General features: G+C 58.0%; 28 protein-coding genes and 1 tRNA gene. All 29 read left to right on the top strand.

Features of this window, described 5'->3' with window-relative positions; translation table 11 throughout:
- The first annotated feature begins 3 nt into the window (after positions 1-3).
- Entirely contained in the window at positions 4-444 is a 441-nt protein-coding gene (locus OEZ10_11595) for a hypothetical protein (protein ID MDH5633624.1), read from the top strand.
- Positions 437-2131 carry a hypothetical protein gene (locus OEZ10_11590; protein MDH5633623.1) on the top strand — a complete coding sequence of 565 codons (1695 nt, stop codon included), beginning with the start codon at positions 437-439 and terminating at the stop codon, positions 2129-2131. Before OEZ10_11595 ends, OEZ10_11590 begins: the two co-directional genes overlap by 8 nt.
- A 4-nt stretch (positions 2132-2135) precedes the next feature.
- Positions 2136-3551, top strand: coding sequence for a hypothetical protein (locus tag OEZ10_11585; GenBank protein ID MDH5633622.1), 1416 nt, complete (start codon positions 2136-2138; stop codon positions 3549-3551).
- Complete coding sequence (locus tag OEZ10_11580; GenBank protein ID MDH5633621.1) at positions 3548-5629, top strand: hypothetical protein; 2082 nt, start codon at positions 3548-3550, stop codon at positions 5627-5629. Before OEZ10_11585 ends, OEZ10_11580 begins: the two co-directional genes overlap by 4 nt.
- Positions 5622-5828, top strand: coding sequence for a hypothetical protein (locus OEZ10_11575; GenBank protein ID MDH5633620.1), 207 nt, complete (start codon positions 5622-5624; stop codon positions 5826-5828). The genes OEZ10_11580 and OEZ10_11575 overlap by 8 nt, the downstream gene beginning before the upstream one ends.
- Positions 5825-6010, top strand: a complete 186-nt coding sequence (locus OEZ10_11570) for a hypothetical protein (protein MDH5633619.1) — start codon at positions 5825-5827, stop codon at positions 6008-6010. The genes OEZ10_11575 and OEZ10_11570 overlap by 4 nt, the downstream gene beginning before the upstream one ends.
- A gap of 13 nt (positions 6011-6023) precedes the next feature.
- Positions 6024-6272 (top strand): hypothetical protein, encoded by a 249-nt coding sequence (locus OEZ10_11565; protein ID MDH5633618.1) that lies wholly within the window; start codon positions 6024-6026, stop codon positions 6270-6272.
- A 196-nt stretch (positions 6273-6468) separates the two neighbouring features.
- A tRNA-OTHER gene (locus tag OEZ10_11560) sits at positions 6469-6597 on the top strand.
- A gap of 473 nt (positions 6598-7070) precedes the next feature.
- Entirely contained in the window at positions 7071-9671 is a 2601-nt protein-coding gene (locus tag OEZ10_11555; protein MDH5633617.1) for a phage protease, read from the top strand.
- Positions 9672-9735: 64 nt separating this feature from the next.
- Entirely contained in the window at positions 9736-10242 is a 507-nt protein-coding gene (locus OEZ10_11550; protein MDH5633616.1) for a hypothetical protein, read from the top strand.
- Positions 10243-10250: 8 nt separating this feature from the next.
- Positions 10251-10802: a hypothetical protein gene (locus OEZ10_11545; protein MDH5633615.1), complete on the top strand. Its 552-nt coding sequence runs from the start codon at positions 10251-10253 to the stop codon at positions 10800-10802.
- Positions 10803-10812: 10 nt separating this feature from the next.
- On the top strand, positions 10813-11151 hold the full coding sequence (locus OEZ10_11540; GenBank protein ID MDH5633614.1) for a hypothetical protein: 339 nt from the start codon (positions 10813-10815) through the stop codon (positions 11149-11151).
- Complete coding sequence (locus OEZ10_11535; protein ID MDH5633613.1) at positions 11148-11621, top strand: hypothetical protein; 474 nt, start codon at positions 11148-11150, stop codon at positions 11619-11621. The genes OEZ10_11540 and OEZ10_11535 overlap by 4 nt, the downstream gene beginning before the upstream one ends.
- A 4-nt stretch (positions 11622-11625) precedes the next feature.
- Positions 11626-11979, top strand: coding sequence for a hypothetical protein (locus OEZ10_11530; GenBank protein ID MDH5633612.1), 354 nt, complete (start codon positions 11626-11628; stop codon positions 11977-11979).
- Positions 11979-12620, top strand: coding sequence for a hypothetical protein (locus tag OEZ10_11525; protein ID MDH5633611.1), 642 nt, complete (start codon positions 11979-11981; stop codon positions 12618-12620). Before OEZ10_11530 ends, OEZ10_11525 begins: the two co-directional genes overlap by 1 nt.
- Positions 12617-13120 (top strand): hypothetical protein, encoded by a 504-nt coding sequence (locus OEZ10_11520; protein ID MDH5633610.1) that lies wholly within the window; start codon positions 12617-12619, stop codon positions 13118-13120. The genes OEZ10_11525 and OEZ10_11520 overlap by 4 nt, the downstream gene beginning before the upstream one ends.
- Complete coding sequence (locus tag OEZ10_11515; protein MDH5633609.1) at positions 13117-13635, top strand: hypothetical protein; 519 nt, start codon at positions 13117-13119, stop codon at positions 13633-13635. Before OEZ10_11520 ends, OEZ10_11515 begins: the two co-directional genes overlap by 4 nt.
- 1 nt (position 13636) lies before the next feature.
- On the top strand, positions 13637-13861 hold the full coding sequence (locus OEZ10_11510) for a DUF2635 domain-containing protein (protein MDH5633608.1): 225 nt from the start codon (positions 13637-13639) through the stop codon (positions 13859-13861).
- Between the two features lie 26 nt (positions 13862-13887).
- Positions 13888-15348, top strand: coding sequence for a phage tail sheath subtilisin-like domain-containing protein (locus tag OEZ10_11505; GenBank protein MDH5633607.1), 1461 nt, complete (start codon positions 13888-13890; stop codon positions 15346-15348).
- A 25-nt stretch (positions 15349-15373) separates the two neighbouring features.
- Complete coding sequence (locus OEZ10_11500) at positions 15374-15733, top strand: phage tail tube protein (protein MDH5633606.1); 360 nt, start codon at positions 15374-15376, stop codon at positions 15731-15733.
- A gap of 3 nt (positions 15734-15736) precedes the next feature.
- Complete coding sequence (locus OEZ10_11495) at positions 15737-16030, top strand: phage tail assembly protein (GenBank protein MDH5633605.1); 294 nt, start codon at positions 15737-15739, stop codon at positions 16028-16030.
- Between the two features lie 144 nt (positions 16031-16174).
- Positions 16175-17668: a tape measure protein gene (locus tag OEZ10_11490; protein ID MDH5633604.1), complete on the top strand. Its 1494-nt coding sequence runs from the start codon at positions 16175-16177 to the stop codon at positions 17666-17668.
- Positions 17665-18873: a DNA circularization N-terminal domain-containing protein gene (locus OEZ10_11485; protein ID MDH5633603.1), complete on the top strand. Its 1209-nt coding sequence runs from the start codon at positions 17665-17667 to the stop codon at positions 18871-18873. Before OEZ10_11490 ends, OEZ10_11485 begins: the two co-directional genes overlap by 4 nt.
- The gene (locus OEZ10_11480; GenBank protein ID MDH5633602.1) at positions 18866-19912 is read left to right on the top strand and encodes a hypothetical protein; all 1047 of its coding nucleotides are present in this window, start codon (positions 18866-18868) and stop codon (positions 19910-19912) included. Before OEZ10_11485 ends, OEZ10_11480 begins: the two co-directional genes overlap by 8 nt.
- Positions 19909-20472 (top strand): phage baseplate assembly protein V, encoded by a 564-nt coding sequence (locus OEZ10_11475; protein ID MDH5633601.1) that lies wholly within the window; start codon positions 19909-19911, stop codon positions 20470-20472. Before OEZ10_11480 ends, OEZ10_11475 begins: the two co-directional genes overlap by 4 nt.
- Positions 20472-20720 (top strand): hypothetical protein, encoded by a 249-nt coding sequence (locus tag OEZ10_11470; protein ID MDH5633600.1) that lies wholly within the window; start codon positions 20472-20474, stop codon positions 20718-20720. The genes OEZ10_11475 and OEZ10_11470 overlap by 1 nt, the downstream gene beginning before the upstream one ends.
- Entirely contained in the window at positions 20720-22495 is a 1776-nt protein-coding gene (locus OEZ10_11465; protein MDH5633599.1) for a phage GP46 family protein, read from the top strand. The genes OEZ10_11470 and OEZ10_11465 overlap by 1 nt, the downstream gene beginning before the upstream one ends.
- Position 22496: 1 nt before the next feature.
- Positions 22497-23549: a baseplate J/gp47 family protein gene (locus OEZ10_11460; protein MDH5633598.1), complete on the top strand. Its 1053-nt coding sequence runs from the start codon at positions 22497-22499 to the stop codon at positions 23547-23549.
- On the top strand, positions 23546-23886 hold a 341-nt coding region (locus tag OEZ10_11455; protein ID MDH5633597.1), incomplete at its 3' end, for a YmfQ family protein. The genes OEZ10_11460 and OEZ10_11455, both read left to right, overlap by 4 nt.

The following is a 23886-nucleotide window of genomic DNA, read 5'->3' as shown; positions in this document are numbered from 1 at the left end:
CATATGAGACTTGTGCCGCTATCTTTAAGACAGGCAAATGAGTTTGTCCGGTACTATCACCGGCACCACAAGGCCGCCACCGGTCATAAATTCAGTATTGCAGTGAGTGATGGCGTTAAGATTAGAGGTGTGGCCATTGTTGGCAGGCCTGTCTCACGGCATGCAGATGATGGGGCAACACTCGAGGTAAATAGGCTTTGTACGGACGGGTATAAAAATGCATGTTCGTTTTTATACGCCGCAGCATGGCGAGCTGCAAAGGCTCTGGGTTTTACCGGCATAATAACCTACACCTTGCCAGAGGAGGGTGGTGCCAGCTTGCGCGCCGCCGGATGGAGATTTATGGGCCCAGCTGGTGGTGGATCATGGAGTAGGGAAAACAGAGAGAGGTCTGATAAACACCCATTAAAAGAAAAAGTAAAATGGGAGATGCGCAATGCCTGAGCGTATCAGCGCCCGGAAGCGTATCCAGCTGCAGAATGTGGCGGAGCGCGAGGTGCTGCGCTATGCCGACAGCCACGGGCTCTGGCACAAGCATGTGCACAATGTGGAGCTTGACCAGGTGCAGCTGCTGAAAATGCAGGAGATGGATGAGCACAACAACACCATCGACTTTTCCAGCCGCCGTACCGGCAAAACGGCGTGCAAGGAGATGTATGAGCTCAAGGATAATGCCTGCAATCCAGATCAGGAGCTGGGCATTGTGGCACCGCGCGAAGCCCAGGCGATTGTAAACCTCAATTATCACCTGGATGCCATTCGCCGATCGCCGGTCCTGAGCAATTACCTGGCGTTCAAGTCGGGCCGCAAGCAGATGAGTGACACCCGCTATGAATTTGCCAACCGGAGCAAAGCGCAGGCCTACGGCATCATGGCCCAGGTGGACGGTGGTGATCTGACCAAGGCCAGCCTGGAAGAGGTTGACGACATGCCGAAGGCGCGCCTGGATTCGCGCTTTTTGTTGATGCTGGGATCCTCGCGCCGCCTGGGCGCGAGCAAGCAGAGCCGCAATGATCCAAAGATCCGCATCACTGGTGTTTTCAAGGGCGCGGATACCCTGGCTGATATGGCGATCTCCGGCACGTATCGCGTGATCGGCGCCGTGTTTGGCGACGCTGCGCGCAACCTGCTGCAGCGCATGATTGCGGCAGACTTGCTGAGTGCCGATGCGGTGGATGTTAAGACCTACAAGTACCCGATCCCCATTGCCAATGCGATGCTGGCCATGGAGATGGACCTGCTGCAGCGATCATTCATCATGCAGATGAAAGACGAGCTCAGTGAGGATGAGTTTGTGCGGCAGCTGCTGTGCATCAACATTGCCAGCCGCAACCTGGTCTGGGAGGAGAAGCTGCGCCGGGCGCTGCATATCGGCTTTGAGGTAGGGCTGGAAATTGTTGAGCCAATGCCGGGCGAGAAGTATAAAAAATCCGGATTGATATCGTTTGGCTATGATCATTCCGGTCACGGTGAGCGGAAGGAGTCATCAAGATATGCTTTTGTTGTGCTGGAGCAGATTGGCAATTTTACCTGCACACGCTATGCCCGCACCTGGCCACCGGGCACGGATGAAAAAATTGTTGAGGCGGATCTGCTGGCGTACTGGCAATACTTTGATCCGGATTGCGCGATCGGTGACGCCTATGGCATTGGCATGATGACCAACCTGAATGATCAGCTGTATTTCAACAACCTGACCACCATCAACCGGCGCAATATCGGCGAGGGCGAAAGCACGGCCAGCACCTGGTCGGAATGGGCGTTTGCGCCGCTGCGCTTTGAGGGCATGACCAAGCACAGCATGGCGCAAGCCGTGCGCAGCTCTTTCCACTCGCACCAGGCGGCCATGCCATACGTCGAAGATTGCGATGCCGACAAGCTCACGCAGACTGAGCAGGATATGCGACTGCTGCAGCGACAGATCACCAACATCGTGCCCATGCAAACCAAAACCAGTTATTCAACCTACAAGATGGCGGACGCCAAGCTGGGTGATGACTGCTTTGATGCCTACATGGCAGCGCACTGGGCGCTGGTTACTCGTGGCGCGCTGATCGTGCCATCAATCATACAGATCAATCACACCAACCGCGCCAAGCTGCTGGGGCAGAAACTGCGCGCGACAGGATGACGCCATGAAAAAACTGAACCCGTTTGAAATACAGCAACGCCTGACAGGCATGATACCCGGCATGCAATTCAGCGCTGATGCCACCAAGCAGGCAATGTATCGCGCCGGTGTGCTGCCGGCCGGCGCCGGTGAGCGTGGCTATCGCACCCGAGAGCAAGACCGGATCCGCTACCTGTACCAGCTGATGTATGTGAGCACGGATCTGCGCCAGGCCATCATGGACCTGCGTGAGATGGACAGGCTTGATGGCCGCGTGAAGGAGATCCACAAGCGCACGGCCCGCATGGCAACCAAAAAGGGTGTGATGATTAAACCGGGCACAGGCAACAACAAGGTGCTGCTGCGCAGCTGGGATCGTTTTTATCGCCGGCTGAATCTGAACCGGCGCGAAAAGCTGGAGAGTGACTTTCGCGGATTTATGATGGAGGGCAACCTGCCTATGCAATGGGTGCCGGCACCTGACAGCAAGTCTGTGGTGGCCGGTTACCGCATGCCAACCGAGACCATTGTGCCGCAAGTCGCGCCCAACGGCGCATTCAAGGATCCGCGCGTGGCCTATATCCAGTATGACTACACCATGGGCAAAGAGATCGCCCAGTTTCCGCTGTGGCAAATGTCCCTGGTGCGCCTGACGCCGGATAATTTTGACGATATGGGCAGCCTGGGCAGGCCATACCTTGATGCCACCCGTCCCGCGTGGCAGAAACTGCGTATGACCGAGGAGGACCTGGTGATCCGCCGGCGCACACGTGCACCGCAACGCCTGGCGCACGTGCTGGAAGGCGCGAGCGAGTCCGACATTGAAAAATATCGCGCCCGGGTGGAGGGCGATCAAAACGATATCACCGCCGATTTTTATCTGAACAAAAAGGGCGCCGTGTCCAGCGTGGCAGGTGATGCCAACCTGGACCAGATCGCGGATGTGGTGCACCTGCTCGATACATTCTATGCCGGCAGCCCGGCACCTAAAGGCCTGTTTGGCTATACCGGCGACCTGGCGCGTGATGTGCTGGAAGATCTCAAGCGTGACTACTTTGATGAGGTTGACGCGCTGCAGGATACGCTCAGCTATGTGTACAAGTTAGGTTTTTACCTCGACCTGTTGCTGCAGGGTATCAATCCGGATGTGTTTGGTGATTTTGAGATTGAATTTGTTGAGCGCAAGACTGAAACACCGAACCAGGCCGCCGATCGCGCGATCAAGTATCAGGCCATGGGCGCCAGTGATCGCACCGTGTTTGAGACTGCCGGCCTGAATTATGAAACCGAGCTGGAGCGCAAAGAAGATCAAGCCGCTGCCGGCAACCCTTACCCAGCGCCCAACCAGATTGCCGGCGGCAATCGCGTGAGCATTACGCCGGGCAATGGACGCAAGGGCGAGAGTGCAACCGATGTATCCACCACGAGAAGTGCAAAATGACAGGCGTGGCACTGGCAACCAATGCTCGCACCGCGACCAAGGCGGCGATCAAGCGTGGCACCAATGCCGCCCAGGTATCGATGCGCAAGCTGGATCGGGATGCACTCAACGACCTGGAGGCGCTGTACCTGCAAACCCGCACCGAGATCGAGAATGTCATCCGCAGTTATGGTGATGATCGTGGCAGTCTGCGCCTGGATACGATGCAGCAGCTGCTTGGCCAGGTGAACGGTCGCCTGCGCTCGCTGGAGCTGGCGCGTGATCAGATGCTATGGGATGGCATTGACCAGGCCGCCAAGTACGGCGCCGGTGTTTACGATGGCATCGGCCTGGCCAGTTTCCAGGTGGCGGAAGAGGCGGCACTGTTTGTGCGCAACTTTGTGGCAGAGGATGGCCTGCAGCTGAGCGATCGCCTGTGGCGTAACAGTAACCACGCACGCGAGATCATGGGCCGCCAGATCCAGAGCGCCATTATCCAGGGCCACAACGCCAGCAAGGCCGCGCAGGAGTACCTGGCCAAGGGCATCACCGTGCCGACGGATCTTGCCGACAAACTCGGCATCGCCAATGCGCACGGCGTGGCCAAGGTGGCAGCCGGCACGCTGATGCAAGGTGACGATGCACCCTATTGGCAGGCGCGGCGCGTATTCCGCACCGAGATCAACCGCGCGCATGGCGAGGCCTACATGGCCGGCGGTGAGCAGGTGGAGGGGTTTGTCGGCTGGCGGTTTTTGTTGTCACCCAACCACCCGCGCGTGGATATCTGTGATATGCATGCAAGCGCCAACCTGTATGGCCTTGGTCCTGGTGTGTACCCGAACCGGTCAGCCTGCCCTTGGCCGGCGCATCCCAACACGTTGAGCTTTGTGGAGATGGTGTTTGATGATGAAGTGACTGCGGATGACCGGGCCGGCAAGCAGGATCGACTGGATTGGCTGGGGAGCCAATCAGCCAGCGTGCAGACCGGCGTGCTGGGGAGCCAGAAAAAGCAGGCAGCATTTAATGCCGGCATCCTCAAACAGAATGAAATCGCAACGCCATGGCGAGTATTAAAAAATCGGTTTGAGAAGCGCGGCATTGATGTAGCCAAATTGATGCCGGTGCCTGGGCCGCCTACCGCAATCATTGCCAAGCCGGTGGCGGTTAATATCAAACCAAACCTGCCAACGCTGGAGCCAGGCTCGCCAAATCGCCGCTCCAATGAGTTTTTCGATCGATGGGATCAGGCCGGCACATTCAACAGCGACACTCTGAAAAAATCAGCGGCGCGTTTTCATGCCCCTGGCGAAATACCCAAGACTACCGGCGGTGCATATTATTCTAATGGCAAAATTCACATGGCCGGCAAGCACCCGGATACATTATCCGGGCAAGGCACCATGCGCCATGAGTATGGCCACTATCTGGATGATAAGATTGGACTTTGGAAGGAAAGCAAGGGAGAGCACGAAACCACATTTTATCGCAATTATATCTCATCCGGTCGCAAGGGCACGGCCGCGCTGGAGGCCGATGATGTGCATATCAGGCAGCTGCAAGAAAACTATTTCAAGGGTGCCAAGAAAAGGCATCCATCACTGGCAAAACGGCGCTTTTCAAGTGGCGCCTATAACCAGGCGCGGTCTCTGGATGTGAATGATTTTATTCGTGAGCATGGCGATGTGGCCAGCGCCGCCGCCGCCGCACGCAAGCAGCTGCCCGGCGGTAATGACATATTTGATTTATTGCTCAAAAGCCCGGATATAGAGATAACCAATGATCATGCGGCTATACTGCTGGCCAACGGCAAGCGATATGGTGATACTGCCATACTCTGTGAATCGATGTTCAAGCATCCCGATGCCGGACACATGGCCGACCTGGCCGGGGCTGTCACCCGCAACCGGGTGGGGTGGGGCCATTCTAATGCCTACTACAAGCAGCGCTCCGGGTTTGGTCGACAGGCTGAGGCCTTTGCCAATACGTTTTGCCTGCTTGACTACAAGGCTGGAACATACCAGCGGGAATATATGCGGACGTTTGTACCCAATTTTTCCAAGTTTGTTGAGGATATATTGCAGGAGGTGATTGATGGTTGATCTACATGATACGGATTTTCCGGTACTGCAGATGGAGTACAGGCAAAAATTCGGCGAGCTCACATTTAGCCCGTTGAGCGTGCCGGATGACAAGGTGGAGTACCTGGTGACAGAGATGCACAAAGCCATCGCCGGCGAGCGAGGTGAGATAACTGATGATGAGCTGGGTGCTGACGTTCCTGATGAGGCCGATGCATGACGGCAACCGTCGCCAACCTGGTCACCCGGCCGCATGTTGCCTGCACACAATGCAAAAGCGTGGTGTTTGATGGTGTGGCGCTCAAGTCGCGCGTGGTGCGGATCCTGCCCGCCGGCACGGCTGAGGCGAAGTGCCGGCAGTGCAAGGGATGGGTGAAGGTGCCGGTGGTTTATCAACGATAACCGAGGAATGGCTATGAACAACGATTTATTGAGCGAGGCTGAATATATTCTTGAATCCATCCAGGATGGATCTTCCTTGCCGGTTGATCTGGAAGCTGCGCAGTCTCGATACGACGCCTACAGGCTAGAGGATGGCAAATTATGTCCGCGATGTTTCATGATAAAAGGCCTGCCAACAGAGATGAAAAACGAGCCTAGTGGTAACCATCTCGACCGGTATAGCTGCCCAGCCTGCTCTTTTGTGATTGAAATTGAGGCCTGATCAACACGCTGGGTGCAGTTTTTTCGGTAGGAAATACAACAATAGCTCCCAGTGCAGTGAGACTTTCAGGATCATGAAAGTTTTTGTGCACGATAATGAATAAACCCGGCACGATAGCAGCGGGTTTTTAACTTTTAGCGCATGTAAATAAAGTGCTAGGTGCAAGCATGGACACTGCATATAATGTGTTCACAATGTCGCTGTAGCTCAAACAGGCTAGAGTCCCAGGGCTGAGCAGTAGAGTGTACAAACCCAGCATATTGCCGGGTTCTACTCTCAGAGAGTGTCCTGGATCATGCGGGTTCAAGTCCCGCCGGCGACACCAGATAGCAAAAAAGCCCGGCTGAGTGCCGGGCTTTTTTGTGCTCTGTCCCAAGTGGCTGAGCAGTAGAGTGTACTCTTTCAACTCGCATTATTATCTGCGTTCCGTAGGCGGAACAGTACCCCAGTACCGCGCGTGATACAAGGTGAGCCCATGACAACATTTGTTGTGATTCCTTGCCGTTTTTTCAATCATTCAGCCTTCTGATTCGATTATCTGTAAAACGTCTGCCTTTTTGCTCGATATTGCCTTACAGAATAATTATAAGAAAACACAAACACGGCTGGATTTTTCCCTGTCTTGCCGTGACACGATCCCCCTTTTTTTGTCCAATCTTTTTGCCTAGATTCGGGATAACTGGCCGGAAACCCGGCCAAAAACCGGAAATCAGGGCATAACGCGCGCCACCAGGCGCGAAAGCGAGAAGCCGAGCAATACCGTGGATGCGGTGGCTCGGCTTTTTTGTGGAGATTGAGATGGCACTGAAACCAAGGCGGATGACATTTGAGGCACCGGCGCTGGATGGCGCGATACGGCTGTACTCGGATCGCGTGGACGCGCGGCGCTTTGACAATGGCAACACGGTCACCACCGTGAACCTGGCCCGGGTGATGCAGTTTAAGGATCCATTCTATGGAACCGTAAAGCTCACGCGCAAAATGTTTGAGAGTTTCATTGAGAATTTCAAGGCCAACACCTATGGCCAGGAGATTTTCATTGATGTGGCTCACTCACCCAGCGATGGCGCGGCGGCAACTGTCCGCAAGCTGTTTATGGATGGGCAGAAACTGCGCGCGGAGGTGGAGTTTACCGAGTTTGGTATTGATGCTGTGAAAAAGCGCGGCTTTCGTTACCTGTCGATAGACTTCACGGATAACTACTTGCACCCGGAAACGCAAAAAGAGCATGGCCCGCTGCTGTTTGGCGCCGGCCTGACCATTCGCCCGCGCGTGAAAGGCCTCGACCCCGTAACCCTATCCCATGACAAGGATGAACTGCCCGCGCTGGTCAGCGACCGCGTGGCGTACATGCTTGCCGAAGAACTGGAGCAAGAAATGAAAAAACATATCGATCGGCTGCGTAAGCAGCTATCTGAGCAGGGCCTGTCTGAAAAGCAAATTGCGGCCTACGTGGCCCAGCTGGAAGTGGCGGGCAAAACACTGGGCGAAAACGATGACGCCATCGGCGCCGTGATTGATGCCTTTGTTGAATCCGCCAAGCAGCTGGCCGAGGCCGGCAAGGCCGGCAACGATGCCATCAAGCTGGATTTTTCCAGCCTGAACATTCCAGCGCCCACTGCCGGTGTTACCGCTGACGATCTCAACAAGCTGCTGGATGAGCGTGATGCCAAGGCAAAGGCAGAGGTCAAGAAGCTGGCCGAGAGCCTGGATGCCAACGTCAAGCAATTCAGTGACGCTATCGAAGAGGCCGAAGGCCTCAAGCAGCTGTCTGAAGATGATCGCAAGGCGCTGCTCTCAGCCGCTGACATGATCACCGCCAACATGACCGCCGAGCAGGTGACCAAGCTGGCTGAGCACCAGATTGCCCTGGGCAACAAGATGGTGGCCGCCACCAAGCTCAGCAGCATGGGCTATGCCGGTCCGGCCGGATCCATGCACATCACGGTTGATGAGCGCAACTCGGTGATGAAGTTGCAGGAAGAGATCAACAGGGGCCTGCGCGGCACCTCCCAGCATGCCGCTCGCAAGCTGGTGCTGGCCGAAGACCCAAGCAAGCAACACCCCATGATCGGCATGGTGCTGGCCGAGTTTGACCGCATCCATGCGGTGCGCCTGGCGCATGAAGCCAAGCAGTTTGCCGCTGGCAGTACCGGCATCGGCGATACCCAGCTGCCGATCGGTTTCCAGCGCACCGTGATCATGGAAGCGCTCAGCGATCTGCGCGTGCTGGAACTGTTGCAGACGCTGACTGACCCAAGCGCACAAGCCACCACCGAGATCCCGTATGAAACACGTGATGGCTCCGCCATTCTCAACAATGGCGTCGTGTATGAAGGCCAGCCGATTCGACGCGCGTCAGTACAGCAGGCCATGGATACCGCGTACATCGTGCCCATGAAGCTCGGCTTTATTATCTCGGAAGAGGTAATGCACTTTACCCGTGCCAGCGCGATCAACTGGGATGCTTACGGCCGCAACGTGGCCAGCAATGCCCGATTCATGCGCGAGCTGATTGTGCGCCGCATTTGCAACGAGCTGCAGCGCAGCGCGGATGCCTACAGCGCCACCGCGGTGGCCAATGAAGGCCTGGATGCGCAGCTGACCGGTGCCAAGAGCATTGTGAAAACTGCCAACTTCCCGATCGTGCGGCCACACCAGCAGCGCGACCTGAAAGGCACAGCGGTCGGCGCCCTCGAAAATCCGATTGTTGTGCGGCTCAATGGTGCGGCGATTGCCGAGTATGACGGCAGCGGCACCCAGGCACCGGGCACGTATTACAGCATCATCAACTACAACCTGGGCTATGTGCAGTTTGTAGATGAATCTGGTACGCCTGCCACACCACCTAACGCCGCCGGCGTGGATGATATCAGCTACAGCTACTCAACCAATGTCGAATTCTTTGACATGGACGATCCTGGCTCTGATATCGGCTTGCACCTCAATGGTTTGCTGCGCGCCTTTGGTGATCGCAAAACATTGATGGCACAGGATCGGTTTGTGGTGCCGGATTTCATGCTGATGAGCTACACGCTCAATAACAGCGTGACCAACGCCAACAACTTTGAGGCCGACAGCAAGCGCAACGGTACCGATACCACCAGCCAGGGCGACCTGGCCACCGTCAAGGGTGTGGGTGCATTTTCTACCAATGCGCCGAGCGTGGACCTGGGCGAAGAGCGCGCCATTATCGGCCAGCGCAATGTGATGACCTACACCGTGGCCAAGCCATTTGTCACCGGCCAGCCCTTCGAGGTAACCGATGCTAATGGTTATGCCACCGGTCAGAAACAGGCGTATGGCACTGAATTCAGCGCCATGAAAGTGCCGACGCCTATCCGCGGCCACCTGACTTCGCTGATCGCCTACTCGGTAACGGCCCGCGCTGCGGTTTAAGTCATAACGCAATGATCGGCGCGCTACTGGAAACGGTAGCGCGCCCACTTGCAAGGAGAAGACGATGCCAAAAGTTTCATTTACCAATAAGACAGACAAGCCTATCTCTGTTGGCCCTGTCACTGTATTCCCGGGCAAGACCCGCGAGGTAGAGCAAAACCATCTGCACGGCCAGCCGGGTTATCAAGCCCCTGAGAAACCCGCCGAAGACGCTGCGCCCAGCCCGGTGCTGGAGCTGCTTGATGGCAACATCAAAGACATTGCGGCCGCCATCCAGGCGCGCGATGAAAACGGCAAGCCGGTGATCAGCGATGATGACCTGGCAGCGCTCAAGTCTGCCGAGCAGGACGGCAACACCCGCAAGGGTGTGATGGAAGCCATTGCAGCCGAAGAGTTGCTGCGCGCAACCGAGGAGGCAGATGCCGGCACCGGCGGCGGGTCAGACGTGGAGACTTTTATCGCGTCCCTGAAAGACAAGTCTGATGAGGAGCTGATTGAGCTCAGCGAAACACATGCTGACGAACCGCAGCTGCTCGATGCCATCAACACTGAGATCGACGCGCGCAACTAGGTGCTGATATGAGCAGCTTCGATGCAGCCATCCTGACCGTTCTCAAGCATGAGGGCGGTTTTGTGGATGATCCAGCCGATCCTGGTGGCGCAACCAATTACGGCGTGAGCCTGCGATGGTTGCGCACACTGGGTGACCTGGATGGAGATGGTTACCTGGATGGTGATCTTGATCACGATGGTGATGTGGATGCCAGCGATATCCGCGCCATGAGTCAATCCGATGCGGAAAATCTTTATCGGCTGCAGTGGTGGAATCGGTATGAGTACGAGTTAATCAATGACCAGGAAGTGGCAACAAAGATTTTTGATATGGCGGTCAACATGGGTGCACACCAGGCGCACAAGATTGTGCAGCGCGCCTGTCATGCCGTGCACCGACCGACGCCTGATGATGGCAAGCTGGGCCCGAACAGCTTGGCGGCAATCAATGGCTCATACCCTAACGAGTTATTGCCGGCCATTCGTAGTGAGGCCGCCGCATTTTATCGATTGCTTGTAGTAACTAAACCGCGGCTCGCCAAATTCAAAAATGGCTGGCTAAAACGCGCCTACTCATAGAGAGATCACCATGCCAGACCTGCAAAACATACTGCCGCAAACTGAATGGATCGCACTGGCCTGGCTGGTGCTGGCGGTGTTTTTTGGTACCGAGACGATCAAGCGCGGCATTCGATTGTTTGCCAGTGAGTACAACCCGGGCTGGATTTACTTTGCTTCGCTTGCTGTTTCCTGCGCGGCGGCGATCGCCTTGTGGCCAGGTACCAGCACGGTGCCCTGGTGGATCCCGGCGATGATCGTGGGCCCGGCCTGCAGCTGGGTGCATCCGCACACGCTTGATCTGATTGCATTGCGGTGGCCACGTGTGGCCGCGGTGCTAAAGGGTAAACGAAAGGAGCAAACAGCATGACCATGAAACTGTGGGCCATTGTGGCCATCGCATTGTCATTGATGGCGAGCCATTGGCAGATGTACGAGATGGGCGCCGATGCTGAGCGCGAAGCTGTGCAGGCGGCAGCTGCGAAACAAGCCGAAGAGGATGCCATGGCGGCCAATCGGCTGGCCACTGCGGAGGTGAAACGTGCAGAGACTACTACAACCAAGATTATTCGAATACGTGAGGCACCCGATCCTGGCAAGTGTGCTGATGTGGCTATGCCTGAGTCTGTCGTTGTTGAACTTGGCGGCGTGCACCACCTACAAGGAGCGGGAGATCAACCCGGCGCTGACAAAATCAGTGGCGCGTCCGATGTTGCAATGCCACACCAATCGCTGCTTGTGGGAGCGCTCGATACGGCAAGACGCCTCTATTATTCAGGCCAACTGTCAATTCGAGGCACTGCGTGGCGACCCGCCATCACCCGGCTGCCAATAGGCTGATGCGATGGAGCGCCTGACCGAATACGCCACCTGGATCATCTATGCCATCGCTGCCATCAGCGGTGGCCTGGGTGGTTGCGCGATTGCCGGGCATCACATTCTGCGTGGTGAGCCGGCGCGCTCCAGCTTTGTGGTTGCGTATACACTCATCGGCGTGGTGTTTGGCATCCTGTTTTTTGCAACCAGCTCGATGATGGGTTTTATCACCATCACCGTGCATGAGCTGATTGCCAAGAGCATGATGATTGGTGCACTGGGCTCGCTCTCCCTTGCTTCGATGAACCTGAGCGCGCGGTTTATTTTGCGCCGGCTGGGCATTGAGGTGCAGGTGCAGGTGAAGCGGCGAGGGGAATTCTGATGCCCGGCACCATGAGCAAGGCCGACCTGGTCGCGGATCTCAAGCAGTCGCTGCATGATGCGGCCAATGCATTTGATCGCACTGGGCTGGAAGCAGTGGACAATGCAATGGCACGGCTGCTGAACCTGGCCGCTATTGATCTTGGCCGCCTTCGCCCGCGCATAATTACCAGCACAGTCACGCTGCAGGCCGGCGTGGCCGATTATGATTTGCCGGCGGGCTTTGGTGGTTTCCAGGTGTGCGAGTGGGGCGAGGATGTGCGCCGCCGCATGATGCCCTGGGAAGCCAACTACCCGAAGCGCTTGCCGCATGCCACCGTGATTGCCGGCGGCGTCAACGGCAAGCAGCTGCACCTGGTACCGGCACCCACTGCTCAGCAGATTTCTCTCCTGGGCAGCACGTACCCCTTCACTTATCGCATCGCGCACGTGATTGATGACCTGGCCGCCAACACCACGGTGCCGGATACCGAGCGCGCACTGCTGTTGTTGCGCGCCCAGGCCGAGGCCATGCGTGAGCTGGCCATGCGCGGCGTGACCAAGGCCTACAAGCTGAAAGACGGCGTGAGCCAACCCCGCAACGGCACGGCCTCGGCAATATGGCAGGTCATGATGCAAGACTTTGAGAGGTTGGCAGCATGATAAACCTGAGCATCAAGGTCACATCGCGGCGGGTAGAGCAGGCCTTAAAGCTGGCGCCTGGCGTAATGGCCAAGCACATGCAACGTGGTATCGGTCGCGTCGGCGCCGAGGGTGCGCGCGAGATGAAACGCAATGCCCGCGGCTCCATGGCGGAAGGCACCATGGTGAACTCCATGCGATCCCAGCCGCGCGGCCAGTTTGCTGTTTTTATCGGCCCGGCTGTGGACTATGCGCCGATGGTGGATGAGGGCACCGGCCCGGGTGGCGTGCCAAGTATTCAGACGCTCAAGGACTGGATATCAGTGAAAGGGATCACGCCGGAATCGCCGGACGTGGACGATGAGGATGAGCTGGCCTTTTTGATCCAGCGCAAGATCCAGGAGGAGGGCACGCCGGCGCAGCCGTTTGTGGATCCCACCCACCAATTTTTGCGGCGCCGCGGTCCGGTGCTCATGCGTAAAGCCGCCGCGCGCGGTCTGCGCGAACTGGGGCTGGCATGAGTGCAATCAACACACTCATCGGCAACCCGCTATTCATTATCCTGCAGCAGGTGTTTGCCGGCCGAAAGGTGACGCGCGACTACCAGCATATAGATCAATACAACGATGCAGACCAGAAGGCCGGCATTGTCACCATGATATTGAGCGCACCACGCGCCGCGATCAGTGACAACCTGCACCCGGTCCGCGTGATGCTGACTTTCCAGGGTGTGGTGAGCGAAGCGAGCGGTGGATCCGCGATTGAAGAGCTGGAACTGTCATTTATTGACCAGGTGCAGCAATTTGTTGCCAGTGTTTCCGGCATAGGTATTGAGCTGGTGGAGTGGAAAAACTCCCGCCAGCTCGAACACCCCTGGGCCTGGTGCGGCGCGGTGCTGGAGCTGGCACCGGTTGACCTGTCAGCGGATTCAGTCAATGCCAACCTGTCACCGTTTATCACTTTTAATGCTGACTACAACCTGCCACCGACCGGCGATGACAACGACGCCACCGATACGGTGACACTGGAGCAATAACATGACCGAGACCAAGACCCTGCATATCAAGCCCGCGCGCAAGGATTTGCGTGTGCCGGATCCGGATGACGCAAACAAGGCACCGCTGCCTGCCAAGGGCAAGGTGGTAGCCAACTCACCGCACTGGCAGCGCCGACTGCGCGCCGGTGACGTGGTGATGGTGGCCGTGGAAGAAAAGCCAACACTGGCACCCGCCAGCAGGCAGGAGCCCAAGGGCAACAAGTAACCAGGTAACAGACCGAGGAAACAATCATGGACTTTAATGAAATACCGATTGATCTGCGTGTGCCGGGCTCGTATGTCGAGGTAGACAGCAGCCGCGCACTTAAAGGCTCACCGGCCATGCCGCACCGCGCGCTGATCATTGGTCAGCGCCTGGCCGCCGGCACCGTCGCTGCCAATACGCCGACCCGCACCGTGAGTGCGGCGGAAGGCGAAACCCAGGCCGGCCGTGGCTCCATGCTGGCGGCGATGATTGCCGCGTTTAAAAAGGCCAATCCCTACACGCCGACCACCATGGTGGCACTGGATGATGATGGCGCCGGTGTTGCGCACACCAAGACGATCACCATCACCGGCCCGGCCACGGCCGCCGGCTCGATCAATTTGTATGTGGGCGGCCAGCGCGTGAAAACCGCCGTGGCCAGCACTGACACGGGGACCGCAATCGCCACCGCCGTGGCCGCTGCCGTGAATGCCGACACCAGCTTGCTGTTTACTGCCGCCTCTGCGCTGGGCGTGGTGACACTCACCGCGCGCAACAAGGGCGCGGCGGGCAATGATGTTGATGTGCGCCTGAACTACTACGATGGCGAAACCTTGCCCGCCGGCGTGGGTGCGGTGATCGCTGATGGTGTGGCCGGGGCCAATAACCCGGACATTACTGCCGCACTGGCCGCCATTGGTGACACGCAATATCACACCATTGTGATGCCGTACACCGACGCCGCCAACCTGACCGTGCTGGAAACCGAGCTGAGCAGCCGCTGGGGGCCGATGAAGATGATAGAGGGCCATGCGTTTGCCGCTGCCGGTGGTACGCATTCTGATATCACCACGCTTGGCGACAGCCGCAACTCGCCGCACGTGACCATTCTGGGTGGCCAGGATTCGCCAACGCCGCCCTATGTGTTGGCCGCCGTAGTGGCTGCGGTGGATGCAACTGCGACCGAGGCGGATCCAAACCGCCCGCGGCAATCGCTGGCACTGCCTGGTGTAATGGCACCGGCCGAGGCAGACCGATACACCTACCCCGAGCAGGATCTGCACCTGCGCGATGGCATCAGCACGTTTGTGGTGGATGATGGCGGCGTATGTCGCATTCAGCGATTGATTACCACATCCCAGACCAAGGCCGGCGTGCCGGATACCAGCTATCTCAATGTCACCGACATGCGCAACATCATGTATCTGCGCTATAGCCTGCGCGCAACCGTGGCGCTCAAGTTTCCGCGCTTCAAGCTGGCGGACGATGGTGCGCGCATTGCACCGGGCCAGGCGATCACCACCCCGACACGCATCAAGGAGGTTATTGTCGCCCTGGCGCGCAGCGACTGGGAGAAGAAGGGTCTTGTCGAAAATATTGACCAATTCAAAAAGGATCTGGTGATTGAGCGCGATGGTGCGAATCCGGACCGGGTCAATGCGCTGATCCCGCCTGACCTGGTCAACGGCTTCCGTATATTCGCCGCACAGATTCAGTTTATTAAATAGTTAATTACGCCAGGAGGAAACCATCATGGCACAAATACTGGGGCGCGCCTTTATACACTGGAACGGCATGCTGTTGCGTACCAAGAAGGGCAGCAGTAAAGCCGGCAATATTGCCGGCATGCAGAGAAATGAAGTGATCGGTGATGCCGGCATTGATCACAGCGAGGAGCTGCTGGCGCCATTTGTGGAGACCACGGTGCTGGTGACCGCGGATCTCAATATCATGGAACTGCTGGCGGCCAAGGATGCGGTGATCACGTTTGAAGGTGACAACGGCAAGACCCTGGTGCTGCATGAAGCTCACCAGGCGCTTGGTGGTGACCTGTCATCGGACAGCGGTGAACTGGAAACCAAGTGGGTAGGCTCACGATTTGAGGAGAATTAAGCCATGAGCAAAAAGGTGGATGACAAAGCCGTCGAAAATGATCGAGAGATCCTGCTGGATATGGATCTGCGCAAGCCAGTGACCGTGGCCGGCAAAGAGATCACGCACATTATTATTCGTGAGCCGACTGTTGATGATCTGGACGTGATGGGTGATATCGAATCCTCCAACCGGATTGTGATCATCAAGGCGCTCATCGCGCACCTGCTGGGCTGGGCACCATCAGACCTGAAAAAGGCGCACGTGAAGGACGTGATGAGAATGGTGGGCGCAGTGGGGGAGTATGTAATGGGTTAGGCAGCAACTGGTTTGAGCAGCTGGCGGACGCAGCGGCAACCTTTAGCTTCACCCATGCAGAGTGGCAAGCCATGACGGTCCGCCGGTTTTTGCGATGGCATGCACAGGCAATGAGACTGAACCCTAACCCGCCCGAGGATGGCAATGCTTAATAATAAAATCGGCATCATTTTCCAGGGCATCGACAGGATGACGGCTGTATCGCGCAAGGTGCACAAGAGCCTGCTGCCTGTTGGCGCTGCCGGGAAAGAAGTGAGCCACCGATGGATGGCCATGAACAGCCAGGCCGGGATCCTCACCCGGCGCCTGGGCGCGCTGGGTATTACCGGCGCCGGCGCCACCTGGTTATTTAAACGTGAGCTCATTGATACCGCCGCCGAGTTTGAAAAATTCAGCATTCAGCTGGAGGCGCTGGAAGGCTCCAGCGAGAAGGGTAAGCAGGCGCTTGGCTGGATCAATAATTTTGCCACCAAGGTGCCCAGCCAGATCGGCGAGGTTATTGATGTGTATTCCAAATTTAAATCCTTTGGCCTGGATCCGGTGAACGGTGGCATGCAGGCGGTGTTTGATATGAGCAACAAACTCGGCGGCGGCCAGGAAAAGCTCACCGGCATCACTATGGCGCTGGGGCAGGCCTGGGCCAAAGAAAAACTGCAAGGCGAAGAGATATTGCAGCTGGTCGAGCGCGGTGTGCCGGTGTGGGATCTGCTCAGCAAGGTCACCGGCAAAACCTCCCAGGAACTGAACAAAATGAGCGCCAAGGGCCAGCTGGGCCGCAAGGCGATCAAGCTGCTGATGGATGAGATGGGCCGTGATGCCGCCGGCGCCTCGCTGAAACAGATGAAGAGCTGGAACGGCATGATGAGCAACCTGGGCGATCAGTGGTATCGCTTCAAGATCCTGGTGATGCAGTCGGGCGTGTTTGATTTTCTCAAGAGTAAGCTGGGCGGATTGCTGAGCACGCTGGACAAGATGGGCGAAAACGGCGAACTGCAGAAGCTGGCCGATGTTATTGGCGGCAAGTTGATCAACGGGCTAAAAGCCATGTGGAGCATTGGCCAGGGATTGTGGGGCGTGATGAAGGGCCTGGGCACGGTGATTGGCTGGGTGGCAAACCTGCTGGGTGGCTGGGAAAATCTAGGCTTTGCGGTGGCGGCAATCCTGGGCGGCAAGCTGGTGCTGTCGGTGGTAATGCTGGGTAAGTCATTGTGGGGACTGGGCGCGGCCATCCCGGGCGTGGTCGCCGGCATCAAGCTCATCGGCGCCGCGATTATGGTCAACCCCATCGGCGCCGCAGTGGCCGCGCTGGTGGGTGGCGCGTATTTGATTATCAAAAACTGGGGCGCGGTTAAAACCTTTTTCTCTGATCTGTGGATAGGTATTAAAGACACCATCGGCAAGATCAGCGGCGCCATGCCAACCTGGATGAAGTTTACCGGCGCAGGCATGGCCATCAACATGGCGGCCAAGGCCATGCAGCCAGCGCCCACCATCAACCGCGCGGGCAATAACAATGTAAACGGCACCATCAAGATCCAGGTGGACAGCGAAGGCCGCGCCCGGGTGAAAGACGTGCAAAGCAACAACCGTGATGTGGCGCTGGACGTTGACACCGGCCTGATCGGGGCGGCGCTATGAGCTGGCGCGATCAATTACGGCCGGCCTCGTTTCGGGGCGTGGCGTTTCGGTACGAGGAAACAGACACCGAGCTCGGCCGCCGCAACCACCTGCACGAGTATCCTGACCGGGATCTGCCCTATGTGGAAGATCTCGGCCGCAAGGCCAAAACCTTCAGCATTGAAGCCTATGTGATTGGTGACGATTACATGGCGCAGCGCGATGCCCTGGAGGCGGCGCTGGATGCCGAGGGCCCGGGCGAGCTGATTCATCCACGCTATGGTGCGCGCAATGTGTCTGTGACTGCTGCCCGGGTGCGCGAGACCACCCGGCAGGGCCGCATGGCGGTGTTTTCGATTACGTTCACCGAGGCCGGCAACCGTAGCGAGCCCAGCGCGACCACGGCCACGGACAAGCAAACACAATCGGCCGCCGGCGGTTTGGCCACTGCCGCAGAAAACGAGCTGGCCGATAACTTTGATATAGATGGCCAACCGGGATGGGTGAGCCTGGGCGTGACCGACACGCTCAACAGCTTCACCAGCCAGCTCAACCAGGTGCAAGGCATGATTGCCGGGCCGGGCAATGCTGTTGCCGATTTTACCGGCGCCATCACTCGATTTGAAAACGAGCTGACCGGGCTGCTGCAAACACCGGCCGCACTGGCCACCAATATCACCAGCCTGGTGGCGGCATTAGAGAGCCTGCCGGGCAACGTAGCAAATAGCCTGCAGGTATATGAAACGCTATTTGATTTTTCTGTTGCTGCACCGGCGGCGAATACGGCCGCGGCGCAGACCCTGGTGCGCAGCCAGCAGCAGCTGGTGCACCTGGTCAAGGTGGCAGCCGTGGCCGGCGCCGCGCGTGTGAGCTCACAAATCCCGTTTGATAGCAGCGCGGAGGCACTGGCTGCGCGTGATTGGCTGCTGGCTGCCATGGATAGCCTGGCGAACTACACCGACCCGGTGACCGGGCTGCCAGCCGATGATGGCGAGTATGACGCGCTGAGCGCGCTGCGCCATGCGGTGGTGGAAGATCTCAACACCCGTGCGGCCAAGCTGCCGCAGATCGTAAGCCATACGCTCAACCACTATGTGCCTGCCGTGGTGCTGGCCTGGGATCTCTACGGTGATGCCGAGCGTGGCGATGAGATTGTGGCGCGCAACCATGTGGCGCGGCCGGGCTTTTTGCCTGCCGGCGAACCGCTGGAGGTGCTGAATGCCTAGCAATGCGTTTGTGCTGGAGGTAGGCGGCAAGCAGTACAGCGGCTGGAAGCGCGCCAGCGTAACTGCCGGCATCGAGCAACTGGCCGGCAGCTTTGATCTGACCCTGACCGAGCGCTGGCCGGAGCAGCCGGTCACCCGGCCGATCAACCCGGGTGATGAGTGCAGCGTATACATTGATGAAGAGCTGGCACTGACTGGCTATGTCGATGATGTGATCCCTAGCCATGATGCACGCAGCCACGAGGTGCGCATCACCGGCCGGGATAGATCCGGTGACCTGGTGGATTGCAGCGCCATACACAAAACCGGTGGCTGGAAAAACAAGGCGCCGATGCAAATTGCTGCCGATATCTGCAAACCGTATGGCGTGACTGTTGCCAGCGCGGTGGGCTCACTCAAGGCATTTGCCCATTTTCAGCTGAATGATTCGGAAACCGTGTTTGAAGCCATCAGTCGCATGGCGCGCATGCGCGGCGTGTTTGTGATGAGTGATAACGCCGGCGGCATTGTTTTTACCCGTGCCGGCACGGAAGTGGTGCCGGAGGCGCTGGTGCTGGGGAAGAACATCCTGGCCGGTGAGCTCACCCGCAGCATGCGTGATCGATACAAAACCTACCTGGTGCAAGGCCAGCATGCCGGCACCGATAACACCACGGCGAGCGACAGCGTGAGCCGCAAGTACCAGGTGACGGATGAACAAGTGGGCCGGCACCGCACGCTGGTGGTATTGGCCGAAGACCAGGCCGATGGCGGCGATTGCGCCGACCGTGCAAAGCATGAGCGCAACATGCGCCTGGGAAAAAGTCAGCGCGCCAACATTACCGTGCAGGGTGCGCGCCATAGTGGCGGCGCACTGTGGATGCCCAACAAGCGGGTGGTGGTGCGTGATCGATGGCTGGGCATTGATGCCGAGCTGCTGATTGCCAGCGCCACCCGCAGCCAGGATGAGGGTGGCACAACGACGCAGCTGAGCCTGGCACGGCCGGAAGTATTTGACGTGGTGCCGATACCGGAACCCACCGGGGAATCACTGCTATGAACTTGCGCGCCTTGCAAAAACTGCTGCAGCCGCTGAGTCGGCGGATTCGCCTGCTGGCCGGCCGCGGCATGGTGCTGCTGACCAATAGCGACACCAAGCGCCAGACCATGCAGGTGCAAGTGGGGCCGGAATCGACCATTGATGATGTTGAGCATTTTGAGCCCTATGGCTTCACTGCCAATGCACCGGATGGCAGTGAGGCGGTGTTTTTATCTTTAGGTGGCGAGCGCAGCCATACCGTGGTGATCCTGGTTGATGGCAAACCCTACCGCCTGAAGTCGCTGGAGAAGGGCGAAGTCGCGCTATACGACGACCAGGGGCAAAACATCCATATCAAGCGCGATGGCATTGAGGTCAACGCGAAGAAGGTCACGGTGAACAGCGAGGGCGATGCAACGGTCAACGCCGGCGGCACTGTGGACATTAACGCCACCGGCATGATCAACCTAGACGGCGATAGCAGCGATGCGCTGCAAGGCATTGTCCAGGGGCAATGCATGTGCGCCTATACCGGCGCACCACATCCGCAAGTGTCAAGCAACGTAAAGGCGACAGTCTGATGGCGATGACAAAACAAAGCATGGCCGCCAAGATCATCGCCAACGTCGATGCGCTGGCGCATATCCAGAGCAGCAACCCGGCCGAGCTGGCCGCCTATCGCACGCAGCTCATGGAGGCGATGTGCCAGGGCATCATCGATGAGATCAACACCAACGCTGAAGTTGCCGTGTCCGTGACCAGCGTGAGCGGCGTCACTGTTGGCGCGGGCGTATCCGGGCCGGGCACAGGCACAGGAACGATTACCTAATGGACATTGCAATCAAACAAGACAGCCACGGGGAATTTGATATCGACGTACTGCGCCGCGAGGTGGAAGTGCCGACGTATGGTCTCCGGTTCACGGGCTTGGATGGCTTGGATTATGTCAACATTCCTGACCACCCGAATCTCAGGCATGGTCTCACCGATTTTTCTGTTGAGATCGATATCATGCACCCGCATGGCGTGAACCCCATGTGGATGCTTGGCAAGGGGGATGCCTGGCTAGTTAGTGGGTATGGTATCGCGTGCTATCAACTGGATCCGAATCTTGATGTGCCAACCGGGTTCTATTTGCATGATGGCACAACCCGATTGAACAGGTCGCACCTTCTCAAACGTGGTGTGCGGTATAAAATTCTATGGGTTATTGATCGCGCTGCAGGTATCTTGAGCCAATACGTGGACGGGCAGCACACGCTCGATACTGATATCAGCCTGATTGGCGATATCGGCAACACCAATGAACTGAGAATTGGCACTCACCAAAGTGCTGCATATAACGGTGATTACTTCGGCGTCCGAATGTACAGCCGTGTCATCGATGCCACCGAAGCCGCCGAACACGCAGCAGGCGTATACAGCAACAACGCCGGGCTGGAACTCTGGCTGCCATTTCGCGAGGGCCAAGGTACAAAGACCTACGACCAATCCGGCAATGGTCATATCGGCAGTTTTGTTGGCGCGCCTTCTTGGATTTACACCGGCACCGAGAAGCGCCGACTGACCAAGCCGGAGTTTGGTTTGCGTGTTAGCAGAACGGCAAACTATCACTATCTTTCAGTCGCAACCCATCCGACGCTGGACTTTGATATCGGTGATTTCAGTATTGAAACCATCCTGACTGTTTATGATGTTGTCGACAGCAAGGCCATTATAAATAAAGGTGCCAGCGCCGGCCTGTCTGGTTTCCGTTTTGGCGTGAACAGCTCGAGAGCATTGAGGGCACTGATTGGCGATACGGTCGCATTCGTTGAGGGCAACATATCACCGAACGGCGCAATCGAGCTTCATGAGCGATTGCACCTGGTCGCAACATTCGATCGCGATGGTCTGGTGCGCGGTTACATCAACGGCGTCGAAACCGGATCCTTTGATATATCCGCAAAATCCGGCTCAATCAATTCAGCATCTGATCTGCGCATCGGGCAAGCCTATGTGGCAGGCGATAATGTTGTGCATGCGGCGCGCTTATACAACCGCCTACTCACACCCGAGGAAGTGGCCGAGCGCTACGCCGGCCAGTACTTGGATGAGACCGGGCTGGTATTGCACATGCCGATTGAGGAGGGTTACGGCACGACCACGGCCGACACATCCGGCAACGGTCATGTGGGCACCTTTGTTGGATCACCGGAATGGGTCATCACCGGCGAGACTGAGCTGCCGAGCGAGAGCGATGACCTGGCGACAAGCGATGGCCTGGACGAAGCGATCTTGATCTCACTGTTTACCGATGCGCGTGTTGATGACGAAAGCCTGCTCGATGACCCGCACGACAAGCGCGGCCACTGGGCCGACACGTATCTCGATGAACCCATCGGCAGCAAGCTGTGGCTGCTTGACCGCAGCAAGATCACAGACGAGACCCTGCGCAAGGCGCGCGAGTATGCGATCGAGGCGCTGCGCTGGATGGTGCCTGCCGGGCTGGCCAAAGCGGTCGACTGCAGCACCGCGCGGATCCGCAGCGATGGCATCGGCGTGACGGTGGCCATCACGCTGCCGGACGATTCTATTTATTACTCGAACACATACGAGGTGTGATGTGGCACGACCAACCCTAACCGCACTCATAGACCGCATCGGCAACGATATCAGCACCAAGGTCACCGGCGGCACCAAGCTGCTGACCCGTGCGCTGCTCACTGCCATTGGCCGCGCCGTGGCCGGCGTGGCGCATGGCCTGTATGGCTACATTGCGCACACGGCAAAGCAGATCCTGCCCGACACGGCCGACAGCGCCATGCTCGAACGCCATGCCTACTGGAAAGGCGGTGGCATGGTTAAGAAGTCTGCAGCCAAGAGCACCGGCACGGTGACATTCACCGGTGGCGCATCTGCCACCATCCTGGCTGGTACCGAAGTGCATGCAGCCGATGGCACGGCCTATACGACCAACGCCGATGGCACTCTGGCCGCCGGTACCGTGGATATTGTTGTCACCGCCGTCGAGGGCGGCATCAACGATCAAGCGGCCGGTGTGACATTGACCCTGACCAGCCCGATTGCGGGCGTGAACAGCCAAGCCACCGTGGCCGCGGGCGGACTAACCGGCGGCACCGACCAGGAGACCAATGCGCAGCTGCTTGAACGCTTGCGGCAATACGTCGCCGCCGCACCGGCCGGCGGAAAGAAAGATGACTATGTGTCCTGGGCGCTGGAGGTGGCTGGGGTCACGCGCGCATGGAGTTATCCGCTTGAGGACGGCGATGGCAAAGTCAAAATGCGGTTTATGATGGATGACACCTACGCCAACGGCATCCCGCTTGCAGCGGACGTGACCGCCGTGCAGGCCAAGCTCGATGCCGAAGCACCGGCCGGCATTACACCAACAGCAGCGGCACCGGTTGCGGTAGTACGCAACATGACCATCAGTGTCACGCCGAACACTGTGGCCGTGCAGGCTGCCGTGCAAGCCGAGTTGGCGGATTTGTTCCGCCGCGAAGCCGAGCCCGGCGGCACCATACTGCTGTCGCATATTGATGAGGCGATATCGCTCGCCGCCGGTGAGACCGATCACACGCTTACCGTGCCGGCCGCGGACTTGACTCACACAGTCAGCCAGATCGGCGTGCTCGGAGTTATCACATGGTCATGAGCGCCGCACAGTATCTGAGCCAGGCCAAAGCGCTGCTGCCACGCGGCAAGTTGTGGCAATCGCTGGCGCGCATTGGCTCGACGTTTTCCGATTTGCTGGAGGGTATTGTCCAGGAGTTTGCACGCATCGATACCGATGCCGAGGCGCTGCTGGACGAGATGGATCCGCTCACTGTTACGAATACGATCGATGCCTGGGAACAGTTTTATGGTTTGCCGGACAGTTGTGGCGATGCACCGGGCACCCTGGACGAGCGCCGCGATGCATTGCTGGCCCGGGCCGCGCCCGCCGGCAAGATGCACCGCCCGCATCTGGTGAACCAGGCAGCGGTGATGGG

The organism is Gammaproteobacteria bacterium (genome assembly GCA_029880545.1).
In the GTDB taxonomy this organism is placed as follows: Bacteria; Pseudomonadota; Gammaproteobacteria; order Acidiferrobacterales; family SZUA-150; genus JAOUOD01.
Note: the sequence above shows the minus strand (reverse complement) of the source record. Positions and strands in the feature narration are given on the sequence as shown.

Bases quoted from the DNA above. Each gene is read 5' to 3' on its own strand.
- OEZ10_11500 (MDH5633606.1), top strand. From the start codon at position 15,374: ATGGCACAAATACTGGGGCGCGCCTTTATACACTGGAACGGCATGCTG.
- OEZ10_11595 (MDH5633624.1), top strand. From the start codon at position 4: ATGAGACTTGTGCCGCTATCTTTAAGACAGGCAAATGAGTTTGTCCGG.
- OEZ10_11540 (MDH5633614.1), top strand. From the start codon at position 10,813: ATGCCAGACCTGCAAAACATACTGCCGCAAACTGAATGGATCGCACTG.
- OEZ10_11565 (MDH5633618.1), top strand. From the start codon at position 6,024: ATGAACAACGATTTATTGAGCGAGGCTGAATATATTCTTGAATCCATC.
- OEZ10_11465 (MDH5633599.1), top strand. From the start codon at position 20,720: ATGGACATTGCAATCAAACAAGACAGCCACGGGGAATTTGATATCGAC.
- OEZ10_11475 (MDH5633601.1), top strand. From the start codon at position 19,909: ATGAACTTGCGCGCCTTGCAAAAACTGCTGCAGCCGCTGAGTCGGCGG.
- OEZ10_11570 (MDH5633619.1), top strand. From the start codon at position 5,825: ATGACGGCAACCGTCGCCAACCTGGTCACCCGGCCGCATGTTGCCTGC.
- OEZ10_11490 (MDH5633604.1), top strand. From the start codon at position 16,175: ATGCTTAATAATAAAATCGGCATCATTTTCCAGGGCATCGACAGGATG.
- OEZ10_11485 (MDH5633603.1), top strand. From the start codon at position 17,665: ATGAGCTGGCGCGATCAATTACGGCCGGCCTCGTTTCGGGGCGTGGCG.
- OEZ10_11550 (MDH5633616.1), top strand. From the start codon at position 9,736: ATGCCAAAAGTTTCATTTACCAATAAGACAGACAAGCCTATCTCTGTT.
- OEZ10_11515 (MDH5633609.1), top strand. From the start codon at position 13,117: ATGAGTGCAATCAACACACTCATCGGCAACCCGCTATTCATTATCCTG.
- OEZ10_11530 (MDH5633612.1), top strand. From the start codon at position 11,626: ATGGAGCGCCTGACCGAATACGCCACCTGGATCATCTATGCCATCGCT.
- OEZ10_11580 (MDH5633621.1), top strand. From the start codon at position 3,548: ATGACAGGCGTGGCACTGGCAACCAATGCTCGCACCGCGACCAAGGCG.
- OEZ10_11470 (MDH5633600.1), top strand. From the start codon at position 20,472: ATGGCGATGACAAAACAAAGCATGGCCGCCAAGATCATCGCCAACGTC.
- OEZ10_11555 (MDH5633617.1), top strand. From the start codon at position 7,071: ATGGCACTGAAACCAAGGCGGATGACATTTGAGGCACCGGCGCTGGAT.
- OEZ10_11505 (MDH5633607.1), top strand. From the start codon at position 13,888: ATGGACTTTAATGAAATACCGATTGATCTGCGTGTGCCGGGCTCGTAT.
- OEZ10_11535 (MDH5633613.1), top strand. From the start codon at position 11,148: ATGACCATGAAACTGTGGGCCATTGTGGCCATCGCATTGTCATTGATG.
- OEZ10_11525 (MDH5633611.1), top strand. From the start codon at position 11,979: ATGCCCGGCACCATGAGCAAGGCCGACCTGGTCGCGGATCTCAAGCAG.
- OEZ10_11545 (MDH5633615.1), top strand. From the start codon at position 10,251: ATGAGCAGCTTCGATGCAGCCATCCTGACCGTTCTCAAGCATGAGGGC.
- OEZ10_11585 (MDH5633622.1), top strand. From the start codon at position 2,136: ATGAAAAAACTGAACCCGTTTGAAATACAGCAACGCCTGACAGGCATG.
- OEZ10_11520 (MDH5633610.1), top strand. From the start codon at position 12,617: ATGATAAACCTGAGCATCAAGGTCACATCGCGGCGGGTAGAGCAGGCC.
- OEZ10_11575 (MDH5633620.1), top strand. From the start codon at position 5,622: ATGGTTGATCTACATGATACGGATTTTCCGGTACTGCAGATGGAGTAC.
- OEZ10_11480 (MDH5633602.1), top strand. From the start codon at position 18,866: ATGCCTAGCAATGCGTTTGTGCTGGAGGTAGGCGGCAAGCAGTACAGC.
- OEZ10_11510 (MDH5633608.1), top strand. From the start codon at position 13,637: ATGACCGAGACCAAGACCCTGCATATCAAGCCCGCGCGCAAGGATTTG.
- OEZ10_11495 (MDH5633605.1), top strand. From the start codon at position 15,737: ATGAGCAAAAAGGTGGATGACAAAGCCGTCGAAAATGATCGAGAGATC.
- OEZ10_11590 (MDH5633623.1), top strand. From the start codon at position 437: ATGCCTGAGCGTATCAGCGCCCGGAAGCGTATCCAGCTGCAGAATGTG.